The 19,138-nt window shown below is 68.1% G+C and carries 16 protein-coding genes and 1 riboswitch; of the genes, 4 read left to right on the top strand and 12 right to left on the bottom strand.

Annotation, left to right across the window (positions count from 1 at the left end; genetic code table 11):
- Position 1: 1 nt before the first annotated feature.
- The 8 genes from IEX49_RS07060 to IEX49_RS07025 all read right to left on the bottom strand — a co-directional run bounded on the left by IEX49_RS07060 (position 2) and on the right by IEX49_RS07025 (position 9,986).
- Complete coding sequence (locus tag IEX49_RS07060) at positions 2-1,801, bottom strand: ABC transporter substrate-binding protein (RefSeq protein WP_188805456.1); 1,800 nt, start codon at positions 1,799-1,801, stop codon at positions 2-4.
- A 51-nt stretch (positions 1,802-1,852) separates the two neighbouring features.
- Entirely contained in the window at positions 1,853-3,268 is a 1,416-nt protein-coding gene (locus tag IEX49_RS07055) for an LLM class flavin-dependent oxidoreductase (protein WP_188805455.1), read from the bottom strand.
- Positions 3,269-3,300: 32 nt separating this feature from the next.
- Positions 3,301-4,575, bottom strand: coding sequence for an acyl-CoA dehydrogenase family protein (locus IEX49_RS07050; RefSeq protein WP_188805454.1), 1,275 nt, complete (start codon positions 4,573-4,575; stop codon positions 3,301-3,303).
- Positions 4,575-5,948: an acyl-CoA dehydrogenase family protein gene (locus IEX49_RS17010; protein ID WP_188805453.1), complete on the bottom strand. Its 1,374-nt coding sequence runs from the start codon at positions 5,946-5,948 to the stop codon at positions 4,575-4,577. Before IEX49_RS17010 ends, IEX49_RS07050 begins: the two co-directional genes overlap by 1 nt.
- A 92-nt stretch (positions 5,949-6,040) precedes the next feature.
- Positions 6,041-6,155, bottom strand: a riboswitch (SAM riboswitch).
- A gap of 154 nt (positions 6,156-6,309) precedes the next feature.
- Complete coding sequence (gene cynS / locus IEX49_RS07040) at positions 6,310-6,759, bottom strand: cyanase (RefSeq protein WP_188805452.1); 450 nt, start codon at positions 6,757-6,759, stop codon at positions 6,310-6,312.
- 2 nt (positions 6,760-6,761) lie between these two features.
- Positions 6,762-7,607 (bottom strand): formate/nitrite transporter family protein, encoded by an 846-nt coding sequence (locus IEX49_RS07035; protein WP_188805451.1) that lies wholly within the window; start codon positions 7,605-7,607, stop codon positions 6,762-6,764.
- A gap of 489 nt (positions 7,608-8,096) precedes the next feature.
- On the bottom strand, positions 8,097-8,828 hold the full coding sequence (locus IEX49_RS07030) for a queuosine precursor transporter (protein WP_373286697.1): 732 nt from the start codon (positions 8,826-8,828) through the stop codon (positions 8,097-8,099).
- Between the two features lie 162 nt (positions 8,829-8,990).
- The gene (locus IEX49_RS07025; protein WP_188805449.1) at positions 8,991-9,986 is read right to left on the bottom strand and encodes an ABC transporter substrate-binding protein; all 996 of its coding nucleotides are present in this window, start codon (positions 9,984-9,986) and stop codon (positions 8,991-8,993) included.
- Between the two features lie 156 nt (positions 9,987-10,142).
- Between IEX49_RS07025 and IEX49_RS07020 the strand changes: the two genes are divergently transcribed.
- Both IEX49_RS07020 and IEX49_RS07015 read left to right on the top strand, forming a co-directional pair.
- Entirely contained in the window at positions 10,143-11,165 is a 1,023-nt protein-coding gene (locus IEX49_RS07020; protein WP_188805448.1) for a VOC family protein, read from the top strand.
- A gap of 35 nt (positions 11,166-11,200) precedes the next feature.
- A complete protein-coding gene (locus tag IEX49_RS07015) occupies positions 11,201-12,160 on the top strand; it encodes a hypothetical protein (RefSeq protein WP_188805447.1) in 960 nt (319 codons plus the stop codon).
- Between the two features lie 89 nt (positions 12,161-12,249).
- On the opposite strand, the gene IEX49_RS07010 is transcribed toward IEX49_RS07015, so the two are convergent.
- Both IEX49_RS07010 and IEX49_RS07005 read right to left on the bottom strand, forming a co-directional pair.
- Positions 12,250-12,843, bottom strand: a complete 594-nt coding sequence (locus tag IEX49_RS07010; RefSeq protein ID WP_308421925.1) for an RraA family protein — start codon at positions 12,841-12,843, stop codon at positions 12,250-12,252.
- The gene (locus IEX49_RS07005; RefSeq protein WP_188805446.1) at positions 12,840-13,580 is read right to left on the bottom strand and encodes a PIG-L deacetylase family protein; all 741 of its coding nucleotides are present in this window, start codon (positions 13,578-13,580) and stop codon (positions 12,840-12,842) included. Before IEX49_RS07005 ends, IEX49_RS07010 begins: the two co-directional genes overlap by 4 nt.
- Before the next feature lie 205 nt (positions 13,581-13,785).
- Between IEX49_RS07005 and IEX49_RS07000 the strand changes: the two genes are divergently transcribed.
- Entirely contained in the window at positions 13,786-15,144 is a 1,359-nt protein-coding gene (locus IEX49_RS07000; RefSeq protein WP_229672348.1) for an MFS transporter, read from the top strand.
- An 11-nt stretch (positions 15,145-15,155) separates the two neighbouring features.
- Here the strand turns inward: IEX49_RS07000 and IEX49_RS06995 are convergent, their stop codons facing one another.
- Positions 15,156-16,874: a dihydroxy-acid dehydratase domain-containing protein gene (locus IEX49_RS06995; RefSeq protein ID WP_188805545.1), complete on the bottom strand. Its 1,719-nt coding sequence runs from the start codon at positions 16,872-16,874 to the stop codon at positions 15,156-15,158.
- 133 nt (positions 16,875-17,007) lie between these two features.
- Entirely contained in the window at positions 17,008-17,871 is an 864-nt protein-coding gene (locus tag IEX49_RS06990; protein WP_188805444.1) for an ABC transporter substrate-binding protein, read from the bottom strand.
- Positions 17,872-18,332: 461 nt separating this feature from the next.
- On the opposite strand from IEX49_RS06990, the gene IEX49_RS06985 reads away from it, so the two are divergent.
- Complete coding sequence (locus tag IEX49_RS06985) at positions 18,333-19,133, top strand: IclR family transcriptional regulator domain-containing protein (protein ID WP_188805443.1); 801 nt, start codon at positions 18,333-18,335, stop codon at positions 19,131-19,133.
- Positions 19,134-19,138: the final 5 nt, after the last annotated feature.

Below are 19,138 nucleotides of genomic sequence, written 5' to 3'. Positions count from 1 at the left end.
CTCAGCCTTCGTTCTCTGCGTTCGCTGCGGAGAAGCCCTGGGATGAGTCCCGGGCCTCCTCCGAGGTGAAGTGGGCGTCGTGGAAGATCGGCCCACCCTGGGCGGGCTCGAGCCACAGGCCGCTGACCCGGTCTGAGACCGCCAGGGTGTTGGTCTGCGTATACAGGCCGATCGCGGGGGCCAGCTCGCTGAGCTGATACTGGGCCTCGGAGAACGTCGCGGTGACCTCCGCGTCCGTGGGTGCCTGCAGGGCCTGTTGGATGGTGGTGAACACCTCTTCGTTGTCCAGGAACGTGGTGTTGGCCCCGTTGGGCGCCTCCTCGGTGGAGGGCCGGTAGTTGATGTTGAGGATCCCGGCGTGCGGACTGGTCCAGTACCCGACGCTGCCGTCATAGCTGTCCGGAGTGGAGTAGGCGCCGGAGAAGTTCTCGGAGGGGGTGAGTGGTCGCAGCTCGATGTCGAATCCGGCGGCCCGGGCCTGTTCCTGGAAGTTCTGGATGGCGGTGTTGCCGTCCGGCGTGACGATGGTGTTCAGGCCGTAGACGATCTTCACCTGCAGCCGCTGCCCGTCCTTGATCCGGGTACCGTCCTCAGCGCGACCGGTCCACCCGGCCCCGTCCAACAGCTCGTTCGCCTTCTCCAAGTCGAAGGGGTACTGCTGGGCCGCGTCCGCGTCATAGCCGGGCGTGGACTGGGAGAGGTAGCCACTGGGCTCGAACGGGACGGTGCCCAGGAAGGCCGACTCGATGTTCGCCTCGCGGTCCGTGGCGTGGCTCAGCGCCTGGCGGACGGCCTGGTCGGTGAAGATGCCGCGTTCGGTGTTCAGGTTGATGACCACGGGCCGGCCGGGGGTGATGTACTGCGTGAAGTCATACCGCTGGCGCGCCTCGGCGATGTTGACGGCAGGGACCTCACCGATCGCGTCCATCTCTCCGGCCAGCAGGGAGCCGTAGCGCGAGGTGCCATCCGGGACGATGTTCCACCGGATGCCCTCCAGGTAGGCCGGTCCCTGGTGCCGTGCGTTCTCCGGGGCCCAGTCGTAGTCCTCGTTGCGCTCGAACTCGATGTACTCGCCGCGCTTCCAGTCCTTGACCGTGAAGGGGCCGGAGCCGATCGGTTCGGTGCAGTTCTCCTCCACCGTCCGGGTCTGCAGCGCCGTCGGTGACTGCAGGCCGAAGTACGACTGCGAGAGGGTGGACAGGAACGGGGCGAACGGGGCGGAGAGGTGGATCTCCACCGTGTCAGCATCCACCACCTCGGAGTGGTCGTAGAACCCGCCCAGATGAGCTGCGGCCGTGCCGTTGCCGCCGTCCATCCAGTAGTCGAAGTTGTAGGCCACGGCCTCCGCGTCCAGCGGCGTGCCGTCCGTGAAGTGGACGTCATCCCGCAGCGTCAGCGTCCAGACCAACTGGTCCTCGGAGACCTCCCAGTCGGTGGCGATCCACGGCACCACCGAGCCGTCCTCCGTGGCCGAGACCAGGTTGTCCAGCACCTGGCGGGCCGTGAAGTTCTCCTGGATCCAACCGCCGAAGATGCAGTTGGGCTCCTGGAGGTGCCCGTACTCGAGGACACCGCCCTGGACCGGCTCCGTGGCGGAGCCGGTCAAGGCTGCCTGCTCCTGCGGGCCCGCCGTCCCGGAAGAGCAGGCGGACAGGACCAAGGCCGACCCCACGGCCAGGGCGATGCCGGCGGTGAGGGCGCCCGGCCGGCGTCGTGCCCTGCTGCTGGCCGTGGTGGTGGCCGTCTGCCAAGCCGAGACTGGTCGGTTTTCGGGCGCGTTCGGGGAGGGTGGGGTGTTCATGGGGTTCCTTTCGGGCCGCTGGGCAGCTCTCGTGGCCGGGAGGCGCGGGGGTCAGGCGCCGGCGGGCACGGTCTCTTCCAGGCGGGCGAAGGCTCCGCGGTACTGGGCGGCCGGGTGGGTCTCGGGGAGCCGGTCGCGGCCGAAGAGCTTCTGGCGCAGGGTGCCCGGAGCGTACTCGGACTGGGCCAGGCCACGTTCACGCAGCACCGGCAGGACCTTCTCCGCGAACTCCTCGAAGGAGCCGGGGATGACCCAGTTGATGACGTTGATGCCGTCCACGCCGGCCGCCTGCCACTGCTCCAGCTGGTCGGCGATCTGCTCCGGGGTGCCCACCACGCGGCTGTTGCGGTGGCTACGCCAGGCGATGTCCGCCACCACGGGCTCGCGGTCCGTGATGGCCTTGGAGACCCACTCGGCGAAGCCCTTCTGGGTGTTCGTCTCCAGGTCCTTCAGCGGGGTCTCGGGCGGATAGACCCGGCCGTCCGGATCCACGAGGGCGGCATGGGCCAGGTACCCGTCCAGGGAGGCGTACTGCTCGTACTCCTCCAGCTTCCGCTGAGCCTCCTCCTCGGTGTCCCCGATGACGAAGCTGAGCCCCTGGTAGAACGTGATGTCCTCCGGTGCCCGGCCTGCCTCAACGGCGCGGCGTCGGGTGTCCTCGATCTGCTGGCGGGCCACATCCGGGGTGGTCGCGATGATGAACACGGCCTCGGCGTTGCGGGCGGCGAAGTCACGGCCGGAGGCGGAGGAACCGGCCTGGAACAGCACCGGCGTGCGCTGCGGGGACGGGGAGGGCAGGTGCGGGCCCTCCACCGAGTAGCGCTCGCCCACGTGGTGGATCTTGTGCACCTTCTCCGGAACCGAGTAGCGCGAACCAGCGCGGTCCTTGATCACCGCGTCCTCGTCCCAGGAACCCTCCCACAGCTTGTAGGTGACGTCGATGTACTCCGCCGCCCAGCGGTAGCGCTCGGCGTGGTCGGTCAGCCGCGGCAGGCCGAAATTGCGCGAGCCGTTGTCCTGGGTGCCCGTGACGATGTTCCACGCGATGCGGCCGCCGGAGATATGGTCCAGGGTGGAGAGCTGGCGGGCGAACTGGAACGGGTGGGACTGGAACACGTTCGAGGTGGTGGCCAGCCCGATGTGCTCGGTGACCACGGCGAGCGCCCCGAGCAGCACGGTCGGATCGTTGGAGGGGATCTGCAGGCCCTCGTTGACGTACACGGAGTAGTCCGCGTCGGCATCGCCATAGTGGCCCACCACGTCCGCGAAGAACATCGCGTCGAACTTGGCCGCCTCCAGGGTCTTCGCGAGGTTGATCCACGTGTTGACGTCCGTGAACTCGGTCTGGCCGGCATCCTCTCGGCGCCACTGGCCGTGGTGGATGTGGCTGGTGGTGTTCATGACGAACGCGTTGAAGCGCAGGGGGCGCGGGGCGGTGTGGGAGGGGGTGCGGTTGGCTGTGCTCATGGGGTCTCCTGGATGCTGATCGGGGTTCGGGTTCACTGGGCGTTCGGCACGGAGCCGATGCGGTAGGAACGGGCCGGCGGGGTGGCGTTGACCTCCCAATCCCCGATGAGGCGGGACCGGTAGATCAGGGGGTTGTGGTTGGCCAGCACGCGGGCGTTGCGCCAGTGCCGGTCCAGCCGCTTCGACTGGCTCAGGGCCGAGGCGCCGCCCACCTCGAACAGGTGCGTGGCCGCGGCCAGGACGTTCTTCGCGATGACCTGCTGGGCCTGGTAGACGCGGATGTAGAGGACGTTGATGTCCTCCTCCGGCAGGTCCTCACCGGCGGCCTCCCGCTCAAGGACGCCGCCCAGCGCGGAGACCACGGACTCGAAGGCGGCCCGCGCGGCGAACGCGGCGGAGGAGAGCTCGCCGACCACCTGGAGCACCTGGGCATCATCCCGCGGCAGCTCCGCTGTCCCGTGACTGAAGGAACGACGCCGGCCGCGGACGTACTCACTGACGTCCCGCACGATGGCCTCGGCGATGCCGGTCAACGCCGCGAGGTGCAGGAACTGCCAGCTGGCCTGGCCGGTGGCGACGCGGGTGCCGTCATCCAGGCCGCCGGTGTAGACCTCCTCGGCCTCGACCGGCGTGTTCTCGAATACCGTGGTGCCGGAGGCGGTGAGTTGCTGCCCGAAGCCGTCCCAGTCGTCCAGCCTCGTGATCCCGGGGGCATTCACGGACACCGTGGCGGCGATCTCCTCACCCTGGGCCTCCACGGCCGCCACGATGATCCAGTCGGCGTAGAGCGTCCCGGTGGAGTAGTACTTCGTGCCGTTGAGCCGCCAGGTGCCTTCGGCGTCCCGGACCAGCGTGGTGGTCCCCTCCCCCACAGCGTTGTTGATCTCCGTGACGGCGTTGCCGACCACGGCCCCGTCCCCGAGGCGGCGCAGCCACCGGTCCCGGAACACCGGGTCCGGGTGCCCCAGCACGTTCTCCTGGTTGATGAGGTGCGCACGCAGTGCCTGGACGAGGTTCGAGTCCGCCGCCGCCAGCTCCACGATCAGCTGTGCCTGCTCTGCGAAGGAGAGTCCGGCGCCGCCGTACTCCACCGGCACCCGCAGGGAGGTGAATCCCGCCGCGGCCAGCCGCCGGACGGCGCCGCGGTCGATGATGTGCTCGGCCTCCCGTTCGGCGGCGCTGTCCGCGATGGCGGCGAACACCGGGGCCAGCCGCTCGCGGACGGTCCGGTAGGCCTGGCCGGACGATTCAGACCCGGTGGAGGCGGCGGTGGAGGGCGCGGTGGCGCGCTCGGTGGTGGTGGTCATCATGCTCCTTCGGTGGTGGCTGGGGTGGCGGCCTCCGCGGCGGCGGAGTTGCGGGCCGTGGAGTGGAAGGGCGGGATGGCGCCGTTGATCCGGTAGTCGCCCACGGCCTGGGTGCGGTAGATCAACGGGGTGTGGCTGGCGATCGTCCGGGCGTTGAGCCAGTGCTGGTGCAGCTGCCGGCTGGCATCCGTGGCCGAGGCCCCGCCGGACTCGAAGATCTGGTTGGTGGCCTCCAGGATCAGATCGGACACCACGAGCGTCGCCTCGGACAGCGCGATGTTGGCCCGGGCGTGGGCCTGGAGCACCACGGGGTCCTCCAGGTCGGTGTGGCCCCGGACCTGGAGGAAGGACTCCTCCACCACGGCCGCGGCGCCCCGCACGATGTGCCGGGCCGAGCCCACCTTGGCGGACACGGCACCGATGACCTGGTGCACCAGCGGGTCCTCCGCCGGCGTCTCCGCCGTCGCGTGGTCGTAGGTACGACGCCGGCCGCGGACGAACGCGGTGATCTCGGCCAGCGCGGTGGCGCCGATCCCGGCCTGGGTGGCCGCCAGCACGATCCACAGGACGGTGTAGGCCAGCACGCCCGTGGGGACGTTGAACTCCTGGGTCCGCTGGGCCCGCACGGGGACGTGGTCCAGGGTGGTGGTGCCGGAGGCGGTGAGCCGCTGGCCGAAGCCGTTCCAGTCGTCGATGCGCTGCACCCCGGGATCACGGGCATCGATGATCGCGAAGATCGGACCGTCCTCCTCGAGCCCGGGCCGGACTGCGGAGACCAGCAGGTAATCGGCGAAGATCGCCCCGGTGGAGTAGAACTTGTCACCGGTCAAGCGGGCCACCTCCGTGGTGCCCGTGGCGGCAGCCGCCTGCACGGTGTCCGGGTCGGCGTCGATCCAGTGCACGGGACGCCGGCCTGCTGACGGCGGCAACTCCACCAGGGCGTTGCCGAAGATCTTCCCGGCCGCCACTTCGGCCAGCCACCACTCGGAAACCGCGCCCTGGGACTCGTTCTCGTGCTGCTCCGTGAACATGAAGTGCCCGTGCAACGCCTGAGGCAGGTTGGAGTCCGCGGCGGCGAGGTCCACCAGCAGATCGGCCAGTTGCGGCAGGCTCGCCCCGATGCCCCCGTGGTCGCGGCTGAGCCGCACCCGCGTGAATCCCGCGCCGCGGAGATGTTCAATAGCGGCGAACGCCAGCTCGTGATCCTGCTCGCGCTGTGCCGATCCCGCCGCGATGACCGCGAAGACGGGGGCGAAGTGCGCGGTGAGCTGAGCGTCCGTCGGCCCGGTGGGGCCGATGGCTGCCCGCAGCTCCTCGAAAGTGGGCAAGCCGGAAGGCGCGGTGCGGTGTTCGAGGTGGGTGGTGTCCGTCATGGGTGTCCCCGTCAGCCATGGCACACCGGAATGGCGTTGGCCCGGAACACGGCGTCATCGGGGCCCTGCGGCCGGGACACGCATTCACGGTGGTGCCGTACTTGCCCCGCGGTGGTCCCCGGAGGCCGAATCATCACCTGGAGCACCCCACTACGGTGAGAGGGTTGCCGTCCGGCCAGCCAGGGCTTAGCACCGGATCTCGTGATTCTGTTTTCGACCCTAGGCAGTCAGCACGCGGCCGCCAAGCCTCGGGTCATGTTCAGCGGCCTGGCGTCATCTGCGCCCGGTTCCGTGCCGATGTGCCGCCCCGGCCGTCCCAGGCCGCCCCAGATGACGGTCTGTGACGGCCGGGGCATTCTGGTCACCAGCGGTAGTCCAGGAACTTGCCGTCCATGGTGATGACCACGCGGTCGCCATCCGGATCGGCACGGCGGTCGAGGTTGACCTTGAAATTGATGGCGCTCATGATCCCGTCCCCGAACTCCTCGTGGATCAACGCCTTCAGCGCCGGCCCGTAGACCGACATGGCCTCCATCAGCCGGTAGATCGTGGGATCGTTCATCACGGCCGGGTCGCTGCCCCGGTTCGGCTGCTGCTGCAGGCTCTCGGCCACGTCGTCGCCCAGACCGAGCATCTCGACCACGACGCCGGCCTGGGCCGCGGTCATCGGGTGCTGTCCCAGCAGCGCGGCCGTGGTCCACACCGGGGCGGCGCCGAGGGCGCCGGCGAGGTCCGCCCAGGTGAGCCCAGCACGGATGCGGGCGGCGTTGACGAGATCGGCAGCGTGCGCCTTGGGCATGATCAGGTCCATGGTCACCGGCTCACGACGTGGTCGGACAGGGTCGGCAGCTTCGGCTGACGCTTGGCCGCCGTGCGGTAGTGGGTGGCGTAGAGCGTCAGGCCCACGAAGGAGAGGCCGCCCACGAGGTTGCCGAGCACGGTCGGGATCTCGTTCCAGACGAGGTAGTCCATGATGGAGAATTCGCCGCCCAGCATGAGTCCGGCCGGGAAGAGGAACATATTGACGATGGAGTGCTCGAATCCCATGTAGAAGAAGAGCATGACCGGCATCCACATGATCAGGGCCTTGCCGACGACGTCCTTGGCCAGGAAGGCGGCGACGACGCCGGTCGAGACCATCCAGTTGCAGAGCACGCCGCGAATGAAGAGGGTCAGCATGCCGCCGGCGCCGAATTCGGCGTAGCCGACAGTTCTCCCCTCGCCGATGGAGCCGATCTGCTGGGCCACCTCGTTCGGCGGGGTCTGGAAACCGTAGGTCATGGTCACCACCATCATGATGGCCACGAGGAAGGCGCCGGCGAAGTTGCCGACGAAGACCAGGCCCCAGTTGCGCAGCAGGCCGCCGATGGTCACGCCGGGCCTCTTGTCGATCCACGCCAGCGGGACCAGGGTGAAGACACCGGTGAGCAGGTCGAATCCGAGCAGGTAGATCAGGATGAAGCCGACCGGGAACAGCAATGCACCCACGAGTGCGTTGCCGGTCTGCACGGTGACGGTGATGGCGAACGCGGCCGCGAGGGCCAGGATGGCACCGGCCATGAACGAGCGGATCAGGGTGTCCCGGGTGGACATGAAGACCTTGGACTCACCGGCGTCCACCATGTGCTTCACGAAGTCTGGCGGGCTGACATAGGACATGTGACATCACTCCAAGGGCGAGGGGGCGGGCATACCCCCAACCTAGGAAGCGGGCGTTTCTGCGGTGTTTCCGTCCCTGCACGGGGCCGCGAAATCTCCCTCACTGCCCTTGCGGGTTGCGGTGAGACGCCCTTGCGCTCAATCCCGCCGAGGAAGTTCCCTGACCAACTTCATCACTGCGGTGAGCCGGTAACTCGTCTCGAGCCACTCGGCGACCTCATCCCATCCTTCGTCCCGGGCCGGATCGAGTCCGTCCAGGTCGATGCCGAACCAGCCCGCGGGCCCCAGATAGGCCGGCCGGAAGGCCCGTGGGTCCTGCTCCAGGAACGAGATGTCGGCCGCCCGTGGGAGACCTTCATGTCCGCCGCCGGGAGGGCCAGGGCCAACGCGCGGACGCGCTGGAAGTGGAGGTCGCCGTCGTCGTACATCTGCGGGTGGGCCATCGGTCCAGTTTCCCCGGCGTTCGAGGCCGCGTGAAGTCTCGGGCCCCTAGGCCCCGGGCACCGCGGCGTAGGCCGGCTCGGCCTTCTTGACCCGGCCGATGACCCACATGGTCACCGGGGACAGGACGATCTCTACAACGGACTTGAACACGAAGCCCACCAGCACGTAGTTGAGGAACGTCGGCAGGTCCGTGATACCGATGACGCCGGCCGCGATGGAGCAGAACACGAGGGTGTCCAGGAACTCGCCGACCAGGGTGGAGGCTGCCAGCCGGCCGAAGAGCAGGCGCTCGCCGGAGCGGCGCTTGAGGCGGACCATGAGCCAGGAGTTGGCCAGCTGACCGACGAGGAAGCCGAGCAGGGAGGCGAGCACGATCAGGGGCACGGGCGCCAGGGTACGGACGAGGGCATCCTGGCCGTCGTACCACTCGGCGCCAGGCAGGGCGATGATGACCCAGAAGCACAGCGCGGCGAAGACCGAGAGGGCGAACGTGGTGACGATGGCGCGCCGGGAGGCCTTGAATCCGTAGACCTCGGAGACCACGTCCCCGATGATGTAGGCCAACGGGAAGAGGAAGAACCCGCCGTCCGTGACGATGGGCCCGAAGGTCACGCCCTTGGAGGCTCCGAGGTTGGACAGGATCAGCACTACGGCCATGACCGCCGTGAAGATGGCATAGAGGCCGGTGCCGGTGGGGGCGAAACGGGCGGGGGTGTGCTGAGGGGCAGGTGCGGAAGAGTTCACGTGGGGTCCTTGGGCGGTGGTTCGCCGAGGCATCCGCCGCCCGACGGCGGGGTAGCGCTCGGCTGTATTAACACTCACTGTGGTCCGGACGCGGCGGCTGACGGCCTCAACGGCCCCGCGCTCACCCGCTGCCCCGGGTGGCGTTCGAACGACCCCTTATTCTTCCATATTTGCGCTGGTGGAGAGTGCTCGGGACTACTGGATGATCATGGCGTCCAGGTCGGGTTCCTGGTCGATGAACCCGTACTTCACGGCCAGCTCGCCGATGGCATGGATCTGGTCCTCGCGGACCTCTCCTCCAAGCTCGTCGAGCTTGAGGGCCGTGGCCACGTCCTCGGGGAGGTTCATGAACTCCGGCAGGAGCTTCTTGGCCTCATCATTGTTCTCGTCCGTGGCGGCGAGCGCCTCGGTGATGGCCTTCTGGAACTGCTCCACGGTCTCCGGGTTCTCCTCGGCGAAGGTGCCCGAGGTGAACGTGACCATGGTCGGCATGCCCTCGATCGAATCACGGAACGAGTAGCCGAGCAGCTCGTTGTCCGGATCCTCGAGCGCGGTGGTCAGGAACGGCTCCGGGATCCAGATGGCGTCTGTGTTCCCCTGCTCGAGCTGCGCCGGCATGTCCTGGAACGGCATCTCCGCGAACTTCACGTCCGCCGGGTCGGAGCCGCCCTGTTCGGCCAGGTCCATGAGCGTCAGGTCTCCGAGGGTCCGCAGGGCGTTGATGGACGTGGTCTTGCCGGCCAGGTCTCCGTAGTCCTCGATCTCGGAGTCCACCCGCGTGACGACTCCCGAGGTGTCCTCACCCGTGTCCGCGGAGTTGCAGTATCCGGCCACGATCTTCATGTCCAGGCCCTGGTCCACGGCCGTGAGGACGGACAAGGGGTTGCCGACTCCGAAGTCCATCTGCCCGTTGGACACAGCGGGCAGCATGGCGGCGCCGGCATTGGCGAGGGCGATCTCCACGTCGAGGCCGTGTTTCTCGAAGATGCCCTCCTGGATGCCGTATTCGACGGCGATCGAGGCGGCCAGCGGAACGAGGCCGACCGTGACCTGGGTGAGTTCACCGCTCGCCGAGTCGGATCCGGAGGCCGGAGCGTCGCCCGTCCCGGATGGGGACCCGGAGGAACAGGCGGTCAGGGCGAGTCCTGCGACGGCAAGGGCGGACAGCAAGCTCAAGCGGGATGACTTCATGACTACTCCTGGATCAGGTGTGGGGTGGATCACAATCGAGTCGAGTACCTATGACCGTAGCCATAGCCTCGCAAACTGTCTATGATTTTGTTGACAATCTTGTTCAATATCCGTGAAGCACGATCCGCACAGTTTTTTCTCCACAGGAGCCCGTCCATGACCGAACGCATCCGCGACATCGCCCACCTCTCCACCGTCGAGCTGTATACCCCGAAGTTTGAGGAGTCCCTCGGGTTCTTCCGGGATCTACTGGCCATGCGCGAGGTCGGCCGCACCACCGAGAACGGCGAGGAATCCGCCTACCTGCACTGCTGGGACGACTACGAGCCCTACTCCATCAAGCTCACCGCCAAGCCCCACGCCGGCGTGGGCCGCGTGGCCTGGCGGGCCCAGAGCCCCGAGGCGCTCGAGCGCGTGGTGGCCCGCATCGAGGCGACCGGGTTGGGCGAGGGCTGGGTGGACGGCGAGATGGGCCGCGGCCGCACCTTCCGCTACCGCAACCCGGACCAGCACCTGATGGAGGTCTACTTCGACACCGAGTGGTACGAGGCCGATGACACAGACCGGCCGGCCCTGAAGAACCAGGCCGCCAAGTTCCCCGGTTTCGGCGCCAACGCCCGCCGCCTGGACCACATCAACTACCTGACCGCGGACATGGCCGGCGTCTGCGACTTCACCGAGAACGTGATGGGCGGCTACACCACCGAGTTCATCCAGCTCGACGACGGCGACGTGGGCGGCCACTGGTTCACCTTCGGCCAGAAGTCCTATGACATGGTGTACTCCGATGACTGGACGGGCACCCCGGGCCGCCTGCACCACCTCGCCTTCGCCTCCGACACCCGCGAGGACATCCTCAAAGCTGCTGATATTTTCCTGGAGAACGGCATCTTCATCGAGTACGGCCCCTACAAGCACGCCATCCAGCAGGGCTTCTTCCTCTACGTGTGGGAGCCGGGCGGCAACCGTATCGAGCTGGCCAACCAGGGCTCCCGCCTGATCCTGGCCCCGGACTGGAAGCCGATCCCCTGGTCCCAGGGCGAGCGCGCCAAGGGCCAGGCCTGGGGCATGAAGACCATCCCCACCTTCCACACCCACGGCACCCCCGTGGTCGAGGACGCGGACGCCACCGCCAACCCGCACGGCGCCCCGAACCAGGACGAGGGACTGGAGTCCTGACCCACCCGCAGTTGTCTGCCGCGTAGGCTCGGATCATGCCCCAGAACTTCGGTTGGTTCGCCTACGCGCCCCTATCAGGCCAGGCGTTCACCCCACCTCAGCCGCTCGCGGCCTCCCCATGGTTCGCCGCGGCGTCGGCCGCCGCCATCGGCGGACTGACGCTGGTCGAGCCACGGCATCTGGGGCCCGGCGCCCAGGCCGCCTACCGGATCACGACGGCGGCAATCACCGGCGCGTACACCGCCGCCACCCTGCCTGCCGGGGCCACGGCGGGGATGCCCGCTCGCTACACCGACGGGCCGCGGGGAGAGTTCATTCCCTTGGGCGACATCGGACGCGGCTCGGCGGCGCTGGCCGCCGGCGGCCTCACCCTCGGCCTGGCCGAACCGCTCGGGGCACTGGACGCCCGCATCACGGACTGGCTCACCGAGCGCGGGGTGCGCCGCCCGCGCTGGTGGATGGCCGGCATCGGGGTGGCGATGGTGGCAGCCGGCTGGGCCTCCGACCGCGCGGAGGCCCGCGCCCTGCAGCGCGTGCTGCAGCAGGGCGCGGATGAGTCCACCGACGACGGCGGCCACGGCCCCGTCGGCCCCGCCGTCGCAGCCGTCCTGGACGCGCTGCTGGTGCCCGGCGTCCCGGGCACCGAAGCTCTACGGATCCAACTGCAGACGGTGGAGCAGCAGGGCACGGCAGGGCAGCAGGACGCCGGGTTCAGCACGGACGCCTTCCTGGTGGTCCACCCGGACACCCCGCGGATCACCCCGCGGACGCAGACCTGGCCGGTGAAGGCCCGCTTCCAGCGCGGTGAGGCCGTGTTCGAGGTCGAGCTGCAAATCCACGAAGGGCGGCTGGAGTCCCTGGCGATCATGCTGGCGGAGGAGATGTACAGCCCCGAGAGCGAGGTCGATCAGGATGAGGCGATCGACTCCCTGACGGCCTGGCCAGCGATCGAGGAGCTCGAGCTCGTCACGGAGACCGCCGACCCACTCCCCTGACGGCCACCCCCGGTTGAGTCGGGAATGATTCACGCTTTCGGCGGCCGAAAGCGTGAATCGCTCCAGGCCCAACGTGAGGGCGGCTCGACTCAGGAGCCGATCTCGGCGCGCTGCTTCGTCTCCGCGGCGTGCTTGGCCTCGGCCTTGGCCAGAATCTCGGCGGCGCGGCCGCGGGGAACGATGGCGACCCCGTCGTCGTCCCCGAGCACCAGGTCGCCCGGATGTACCACCACGGTCCCGACGGCGGCCGCCACCCCGCCAACGTACGGCCCGTTGCGGTAGGGGCCGGCCGGCGTCGTGCCCCGGGCGAAGACCGGGAACCGCATCTGCTCGAGGTCCACCGCGTCCCGGACGCAGGCGTCCAGCACGAAGCCGACGCAGCCCTGGGCCATGGCCCGGCCGGCGATGAGCTCTCCGATGAGCGCCCGGTGGATGGCCGCCTGGCCGTTGACCACGAGCACGTCTCCGGGCTGCAGGGTGGGGATGGTCTCGTGGATGCCCAGGTTGTCCCCGCCGGCCACCGTCACGGGGACGGCGCGGCCGGCCAGCTTGGCACCGGCGGAGGGCCACACGGACTGGATGCCGGAATCGACCACGTTGAGGCGGTCCATGGCGTCACCGACGTTGGCCACCGGCAGGGCGGCGAAGCGCTCGATCAGCTCCGCCTCGGACAGCTCGCTCACAGGCTGTCCACCACGTTCGGGACCAGGCGCATGAAGGCCTCGGCCTGGCGGATCTCCTTGTTCCCGGTGACCTTGCGGGCGTGATTGCCGCGGTGCTCGGCGCGCTCGGCGTAGTAGGACTGCAGGTAGACCTGCGCCTTCATCTCGGCCATGGCGGCCTTCTTCTGCTCGAAGACGGCGGTGATGTCCACGAAGACGGACGGCACGAAGCCGCACAGCTCGGGCTGGTGGGGCTCGAAGACCAGGAACTCGCTCGGCGGGGCGGTCTTGAACCCGGACTCCACGCCGGCCCCCGAGGTCATCAGGCGGGCCTTCTGGACCATCTCATAGGCGACAGGATGGTCCGGGTTGAAGGGGTCCTTGTCCGGATGCGTCAGCACCACGGTCGGGGCGAACTCGCGCATCAGGTCGGCCAGCCGCTCGATGTCTGAGTGGTCGTTGACCAGCGGGTAGTCACCCAGATCGAAGGCCTCGAAGGAGGCACCCAGATGCTGGGAGGCCTTCTCGGCCTCCTGGTGGCGGATGCGCTTCACGTTCTCCTCGGTCTGACCCTCCTCCTGCCACAGGACTCCGGACTCGCCGCGCTCACCGTAGGTCAGGGCGACGACCTTGGCCTCGCCGCCGGCCTTCACGAACGTGGCGACGGCACCGGCCGCACGCCAGACGAAGTCAGCGGAATGGGCCCCGACCACCAGGAGGCGGCCGGCGGAACGGTCGGAGGGGGAACTGCTGGTCATGGTGGGTTCCTTTCAGGGATGTCAGCGCCGGTGCGCCGGTGCTGAAGGCTCACTCTTGCTCCCAGCGTAGACACGAACCCGTGAAACTGCCAACAAAATTGTTGACAATCCAACTCCCTACGGGGATAGTGACATGTGCTTCAGATCACCGCACGACGACCTCGACCGATGCCCCCGTGACCAGATCCGAGAAAGGTTTCGATCCTTGCCTTCGAACCACCCCGTCGCTCCAGCCGCAGAGACGCCCCACTCCCCGACGCCGTCGGCCGGCGCGGTAGCCCCCACCCCCGCCGAACAGCGCAAGGTCCTCGGCGCCAGCTTCGTGGGCACCGCCATCGAGTGGTACGACTTCTTCATCTACGGCTCGGCGGCAGCCCTGATCTTCGGACCGCAGTTCTTCCCGAGCGAGGACCCGATCGCCGGGACGCTCGCGGCCTTCGCCACCTTCGCGGTCGGGTTCATCGCCCGGCCGATCGGCGGGCTGCTCGCCGGCCACTTCGGCGACCAGATCGGCCGCAAGAAGATGCTGCTGATCACCATGCTGGTGATGGGCGGCGCCACCGTGGGCATCGGCCTGCTGCCGAACTTCGCGACCATCGGCGTCTGGGCGCCGATCCTGCTGGTGGTGCTGCGCTTCGTCCAGGGCCTGGGCGTGGGCGGCGAGTGGGGTGGTGCGGTCCTCATGGCGGTCGAGTACGCCCCGCGGAACCGGCGCGCCCTGTTCGGCGCGTTCCCGCAGATGGGCCTGCCGGTCGGCATCATCGTGTCCAACCTGGTCTTCATCCTCGTCACGGCCACCCTCGCTCCGGAGGCCTTCGAGGCCTGGGGATGGCGCGTGCCGTTCCTGGTCTCCGCCCTGCTGATCATCGTGGCCCTCTACCTGCGGTTCAAGGTTGAGGACTCCCCGGTGTTCCAGCAGACGCAGGAGAACGACGAGGTGCACCGCTTCCCGCTCGGAGAGCTGCTGCGTCACCACGGCTGGACCACCCTGCTGGCCGGTCTGGCCTCCGCGGCCTCCCCTGCCATCGGCTACCTCTACTCCGTGTACATGCTCTCCTACGGCACCGAGGCACTGGGCCTGCCCCAGCCCACCATGCTCTGGCTGATCGTCGGCGGCGCGGTGGTCCACCTGGTCACGGTGCTGCTGGGGGCCATGCTGGCGGACCGGTTCCGGCAGAAGTCCGTCTTCGTGGCCGGCGCGGCATTCGTGGTCCTGGGCGCCTTCCCGTTCTTCTGGCTCGTGGACACCGCGCAACCGGTGCTGATCCTGCTCGGGTTCGCCGTGCTCCTGATCGCCCAGTCGCTCATGGCCGGCCCGCAGGCGGCCCTGGTGGCCGAGTTGTTCCCCGCGAACGTCCGGTACTCGGGCGCCTCCACGGCCTACCAGATCGGCTCGATCGTCGGTGGCGGGTTCGCCCCGCTGATCGCCACCAGCCTCTATGCCAGCTTCGGCGCCTCCTGGCCGATCTCGCTGTACATCCTGGCCCTCGGCGCGCTGGCGCTGGTGACCATCCTGCCGCTGAGGACCGGCCGCTTCGACGCCTCCTGGGAGAGCTCGCGGTAACAGAGCACAGCTCACGACGCCGGCCGGCCGGCGTCCGCGGCGCAGGCCCCCTGGCCCGCGGTGCCCGCAGCCCCCACGGCTCCCGGGCGCGGACACAGCACCGCGCCGCAGGCCAGGGGCTGGACGGCGCTGCGGTACAGGTCCAGGTAGCCGACTGGGCCGGCGTCGGGCTGGCGATCCTCCGGGTGCCGGAAGGGCGGCCGGGCCTGCAGCACCGCCGGGTCCACCAGGACGTCGATGGTGCCGGCCTGGAGATCGATCGCGATGGGATCTCCGTCCTGGATCAGCCCGATGGCGCCGCCGGTGGCGGCCTCGGGAGAGACCTCCCCCACCATGACCCCGGAGTTGGCCAGCCCGGAGTACTGGCCGTCGGTGACGAATCCGACCTTCCCGGCCAGACCGGCGCCCTCGAGTGCGAAGATGAGGCCGGAGACGAACCCCATCCCCGGGCCGCCCTCCAGGCCGAGGCCGCGCAGGACCACCACGTCGCCGGCCTGCACCCTGCCCGCGGCGACGGCCTCGATCCCCTCCTCCCGGGAGTGGAAGATCCTCGCGGGGCCGGTGAAGGTGTAGGGCCCCGGATCCGGGATGGGCCGCTTGGAGACCGACCCGGTGGCAGCCAGGCTGCCACGCAGCACCACGATCGAAGGCTGGGTGGAGTACGGATCGCCCAGACTGCGAATGACCGTGCCATCTGCCGGTGCCGCAGCGCCGATGCGCTCGGCGAGCGTCTGGCCCGTCACCGTGATTCGGTCGGTGGACAGCAAGGATGCCAGTTCCCGGAGGATCGTGGCCGCGCCGCCAGCGTCCTCGAGGTCCTCCACCAGGTGGGGGCCGTTGGGGCGGATGGAGGCCAGCAGCGGCACCCGGCGGCCCTGGGTGCGGAAGGCCTCCCAGACGTCGATGTCCAGTCCCGCCTCGACCGCGATGGCCTGCAGGTGCTTGATGGTGTTCACCGAGGCGCCGACGGAGAGCATCACGGTGACCGCATCATGAACGGCGTCCGCGGTGATGACGTCACGAGGGCGGACGTCGTGCCGCAGGGCGTGGGCCATCGCCGCGGCGGAGCGGCGGACGGAGTCCCACATCCGCTCGCTGTTCGCCCGGACCGGGGCGGCGCCGGAGACGGCCATGCCCAGCACCTCGGCGATCATGTGCATGGAGTTGGCGGTGGCCAGCCCAGCACAGACCCCCGGGCCGCGGATGGCGGCGTCCGCCATCGCTTCCATCTCGGCCTGGTCGCCTCCGCGGATGGAGTGGTAGGAGGCCTGGAGGAACACCTCCTCAATGTCCGCGCCGCCGTCCTCCGCCAGCCCGGAGTGCTGGTAGCCACAGGGGATGACCACCGTGGGCACGTTGAGCCGCCCGGCGGCCATCAGATGGGCCGGGGTGGTCTTGTCACAGGAACTGAGGCAGATCATCCCGTCCAGCTGGGCTCCCTCGACCATCACCTCGATGTCGTTGGTGATCAGGTCCCGCGCCGGGAGCACGTACCGGCCGGCCTGGCCGACACTCGTGATGAAGTCCGAGGGCGCGGAGGTACGGATCTCCAGGGGAAGCACACCCAGGCTCCGCAACTCCTCCTTGAGCACCACCACGATCTCGTCCAGGTGGGCGAAGCACGCCGCCAGGTCGTTCGAGGTGTTGACGATGGCCACCTTGGGCCGGTCCAGGTGCTCGGGGTTGATCCCCAGGGGCTTCCATTCGGCCCGCCGGGCCAGGGAGCGCATCGAATCCACGGGAAAGTTGCTTCGCAGCGGTGGCCAAACGGTGGGGATGTCCGGTGTTGAGGGCGATGTCATCGTCAGATCCTTTCCGTCCCGCCCCATCCCCACGGCGGAGAACAGGTGCCGGCCATTGCAGTCACGGGTTCCAGATCATCGCCTCCAGGTCCGGGGTGTTCTGGACGACCCCGAACTCCACTGCCGCGTCCGCGAGGGGCTGGAGGTTTTCCGGGCTGAGGTCGTATTTCCCGTAAGAGCCCAATCGGATTTCAGCGGCCAAACCAGGGTCAATGCCGGTGAGGTCCGCAATGGCCGCGCGCAATTCTTCGTCATTCTCCCCTGCGTATGTATTGGCCTCGTTGATGGCGTCGACGATCTTCCCGTAGTACTCGGGATTGGCCTCGACCTCCGCGCGGCTTGCGAACCAGACGCCGGCCACCACGGCGCCGTCGCTCAGTAATGCATGCGGATTGGCCAGAGTCCTGAGCCCGTCCTTGCGCCCCAAGGTGCCAAACGGCTCACCGGCCACGAACGCGTCGATGTTGCCGTTCTCCAGTGCCGCTGGCTGATCCGGGACAGGCAGTTCAACCCACTCAACATTGTCCGGGTTGCCGCCCTCTTCCTTGATGGCGATCATGGCTAGGAGCTGGACGTAGCCACCGAGGGCGTTGACCGCCACTTTATGGCCCTCCAGGTCGGCCGCGGTCTGGAACTCGCTGTCCGGCAGGACGAGGATGTCGTTGATGCCGTTGTCCGGATCGTCCGCCGTAGCGCTGGCGGGGGCGATGATCTGAAGATCAATGCCATTCTCCACCGCCTGGAAGACGGACGTCACGCCGCCGTAGCCGATCTGGTAGTCGCCGGACATGATGGCGGAGATGATGGTCGGCGAGGAGTTCGCTGTTTCGATCGTGAGGTCCAGATCGTGATCCTCCCAGATACCCTGTTCCTTCGAGAGGAAGATCGGACCCGAGTCTGTAACGGGGATGGTCCCGGCCGTCACCGCTTGAACTCCACCCTCGGCCTCAGCGCCGCCCGCTTCCGTGGCCGAGCCCCCTCCGCATCCCGCCAGCACCAGTGATGCCGCCAACAGGGTTGCGGAACCGACTAGTCCTCGACGCGTGTTCCTGTTCTTCATGGCTAAGCCTCCAACGCTTCAGATCATCACGAACTGCCCAAATCGTGACATATCTCACAGTAAGTGTCCAGACATTTCTGTACATTCTTCGGATTATGAGGACGCTATGCGTACATTTAGCGGCGGACCTTCCTGTGGATCGCTTTGCCGCATCGACACGATCAGGTTTGAGCTGGCGACGATCCACGGCCACCAATTCCTGTTGGAGCAACAAATCAGGGGAGCCACGCTCCGACTGGCATGACCACAGAGCGTACAATCGACATAAGTGGCAGCCAGGGCGGTCCTGTGACTCCACGAGCAACACGCCTGGGAGGGGCACCACCATGGAAGACGACTCTCACTCCCGCGATCGAATCCAGAGCATCGAACGCGGGGTGGAAGTGCTCAGAGCCTTCGACGGTCGAAATTCTGCTTTGAGTGTCGCGGCCATCGCCAAGACGGTGGGATTCTCTCGCCCAGTCGTGCGCCGAATCCTGCTGACCTTCGCTCATCTGGGATACGCGGAGTCCGCGAACGGACTGTGGAATCTCACGCCTCGAATCCTGGAACTCAGCGTCGGATACTTTGGCGCCGCTTCCCTGCCTGAGGTCTCCTACCCTTTCATGTCCGACGTAGTCGAGCGGACGGGCGAGACCTGCAGTGTGGGCACCTTAGACCGCGGGGAAGTCCTGCATGTGGCCCGCTTGGAGGACCGTCGGCCCCTGCCCCATTCCGTTCGGGTGGGGACCCGGCTCCCCGCGCATGCCACCGCAACGGGCAAAGTGCTATTGGCCCACCTCTCGACTGAGGCGCTCGAGGAATTCCTGTCCTCCAGTCCCTTCGACGTCCATACGCCGCACACGATCACAACGGCCGCAGCGATGCGTGAACGGCTGGCGTCCATTCGGGAACAGGGTTATGACATCTCCCAAGAAGAGTTGAACCCCGGAATGATTGCGGCCGCCGTCGCGATCATCCACGACGGTGTCGCCATCGGAGGTATCTCGGTGTCCTCGACCACGGTGCGTGAAAGTGAAAACGCCATGCGCGACACGATCGTCCCGGTGCTCCAGGAGGCCGCTGATCGCATCGCTGCCCAGTACCGCTATGCCAACCCACATCTGTCCGGAGGCCGACACCACTGACGCGC

Source organism: Citricoccus zhacaiensis (genome assembly GCF_014645315.1).
GTDB lineage: Bacteria > Actinomycetota > Actinomycetes > Actinomycetales > Micrococcaceae > Citricoccus > Citricoccus zhacaiensis.
The sequence above is the reverse complement of the archived record's forward strand: the minus strand, read 5'-3'. Positions and strand labels throughout refer to the sequence as shown.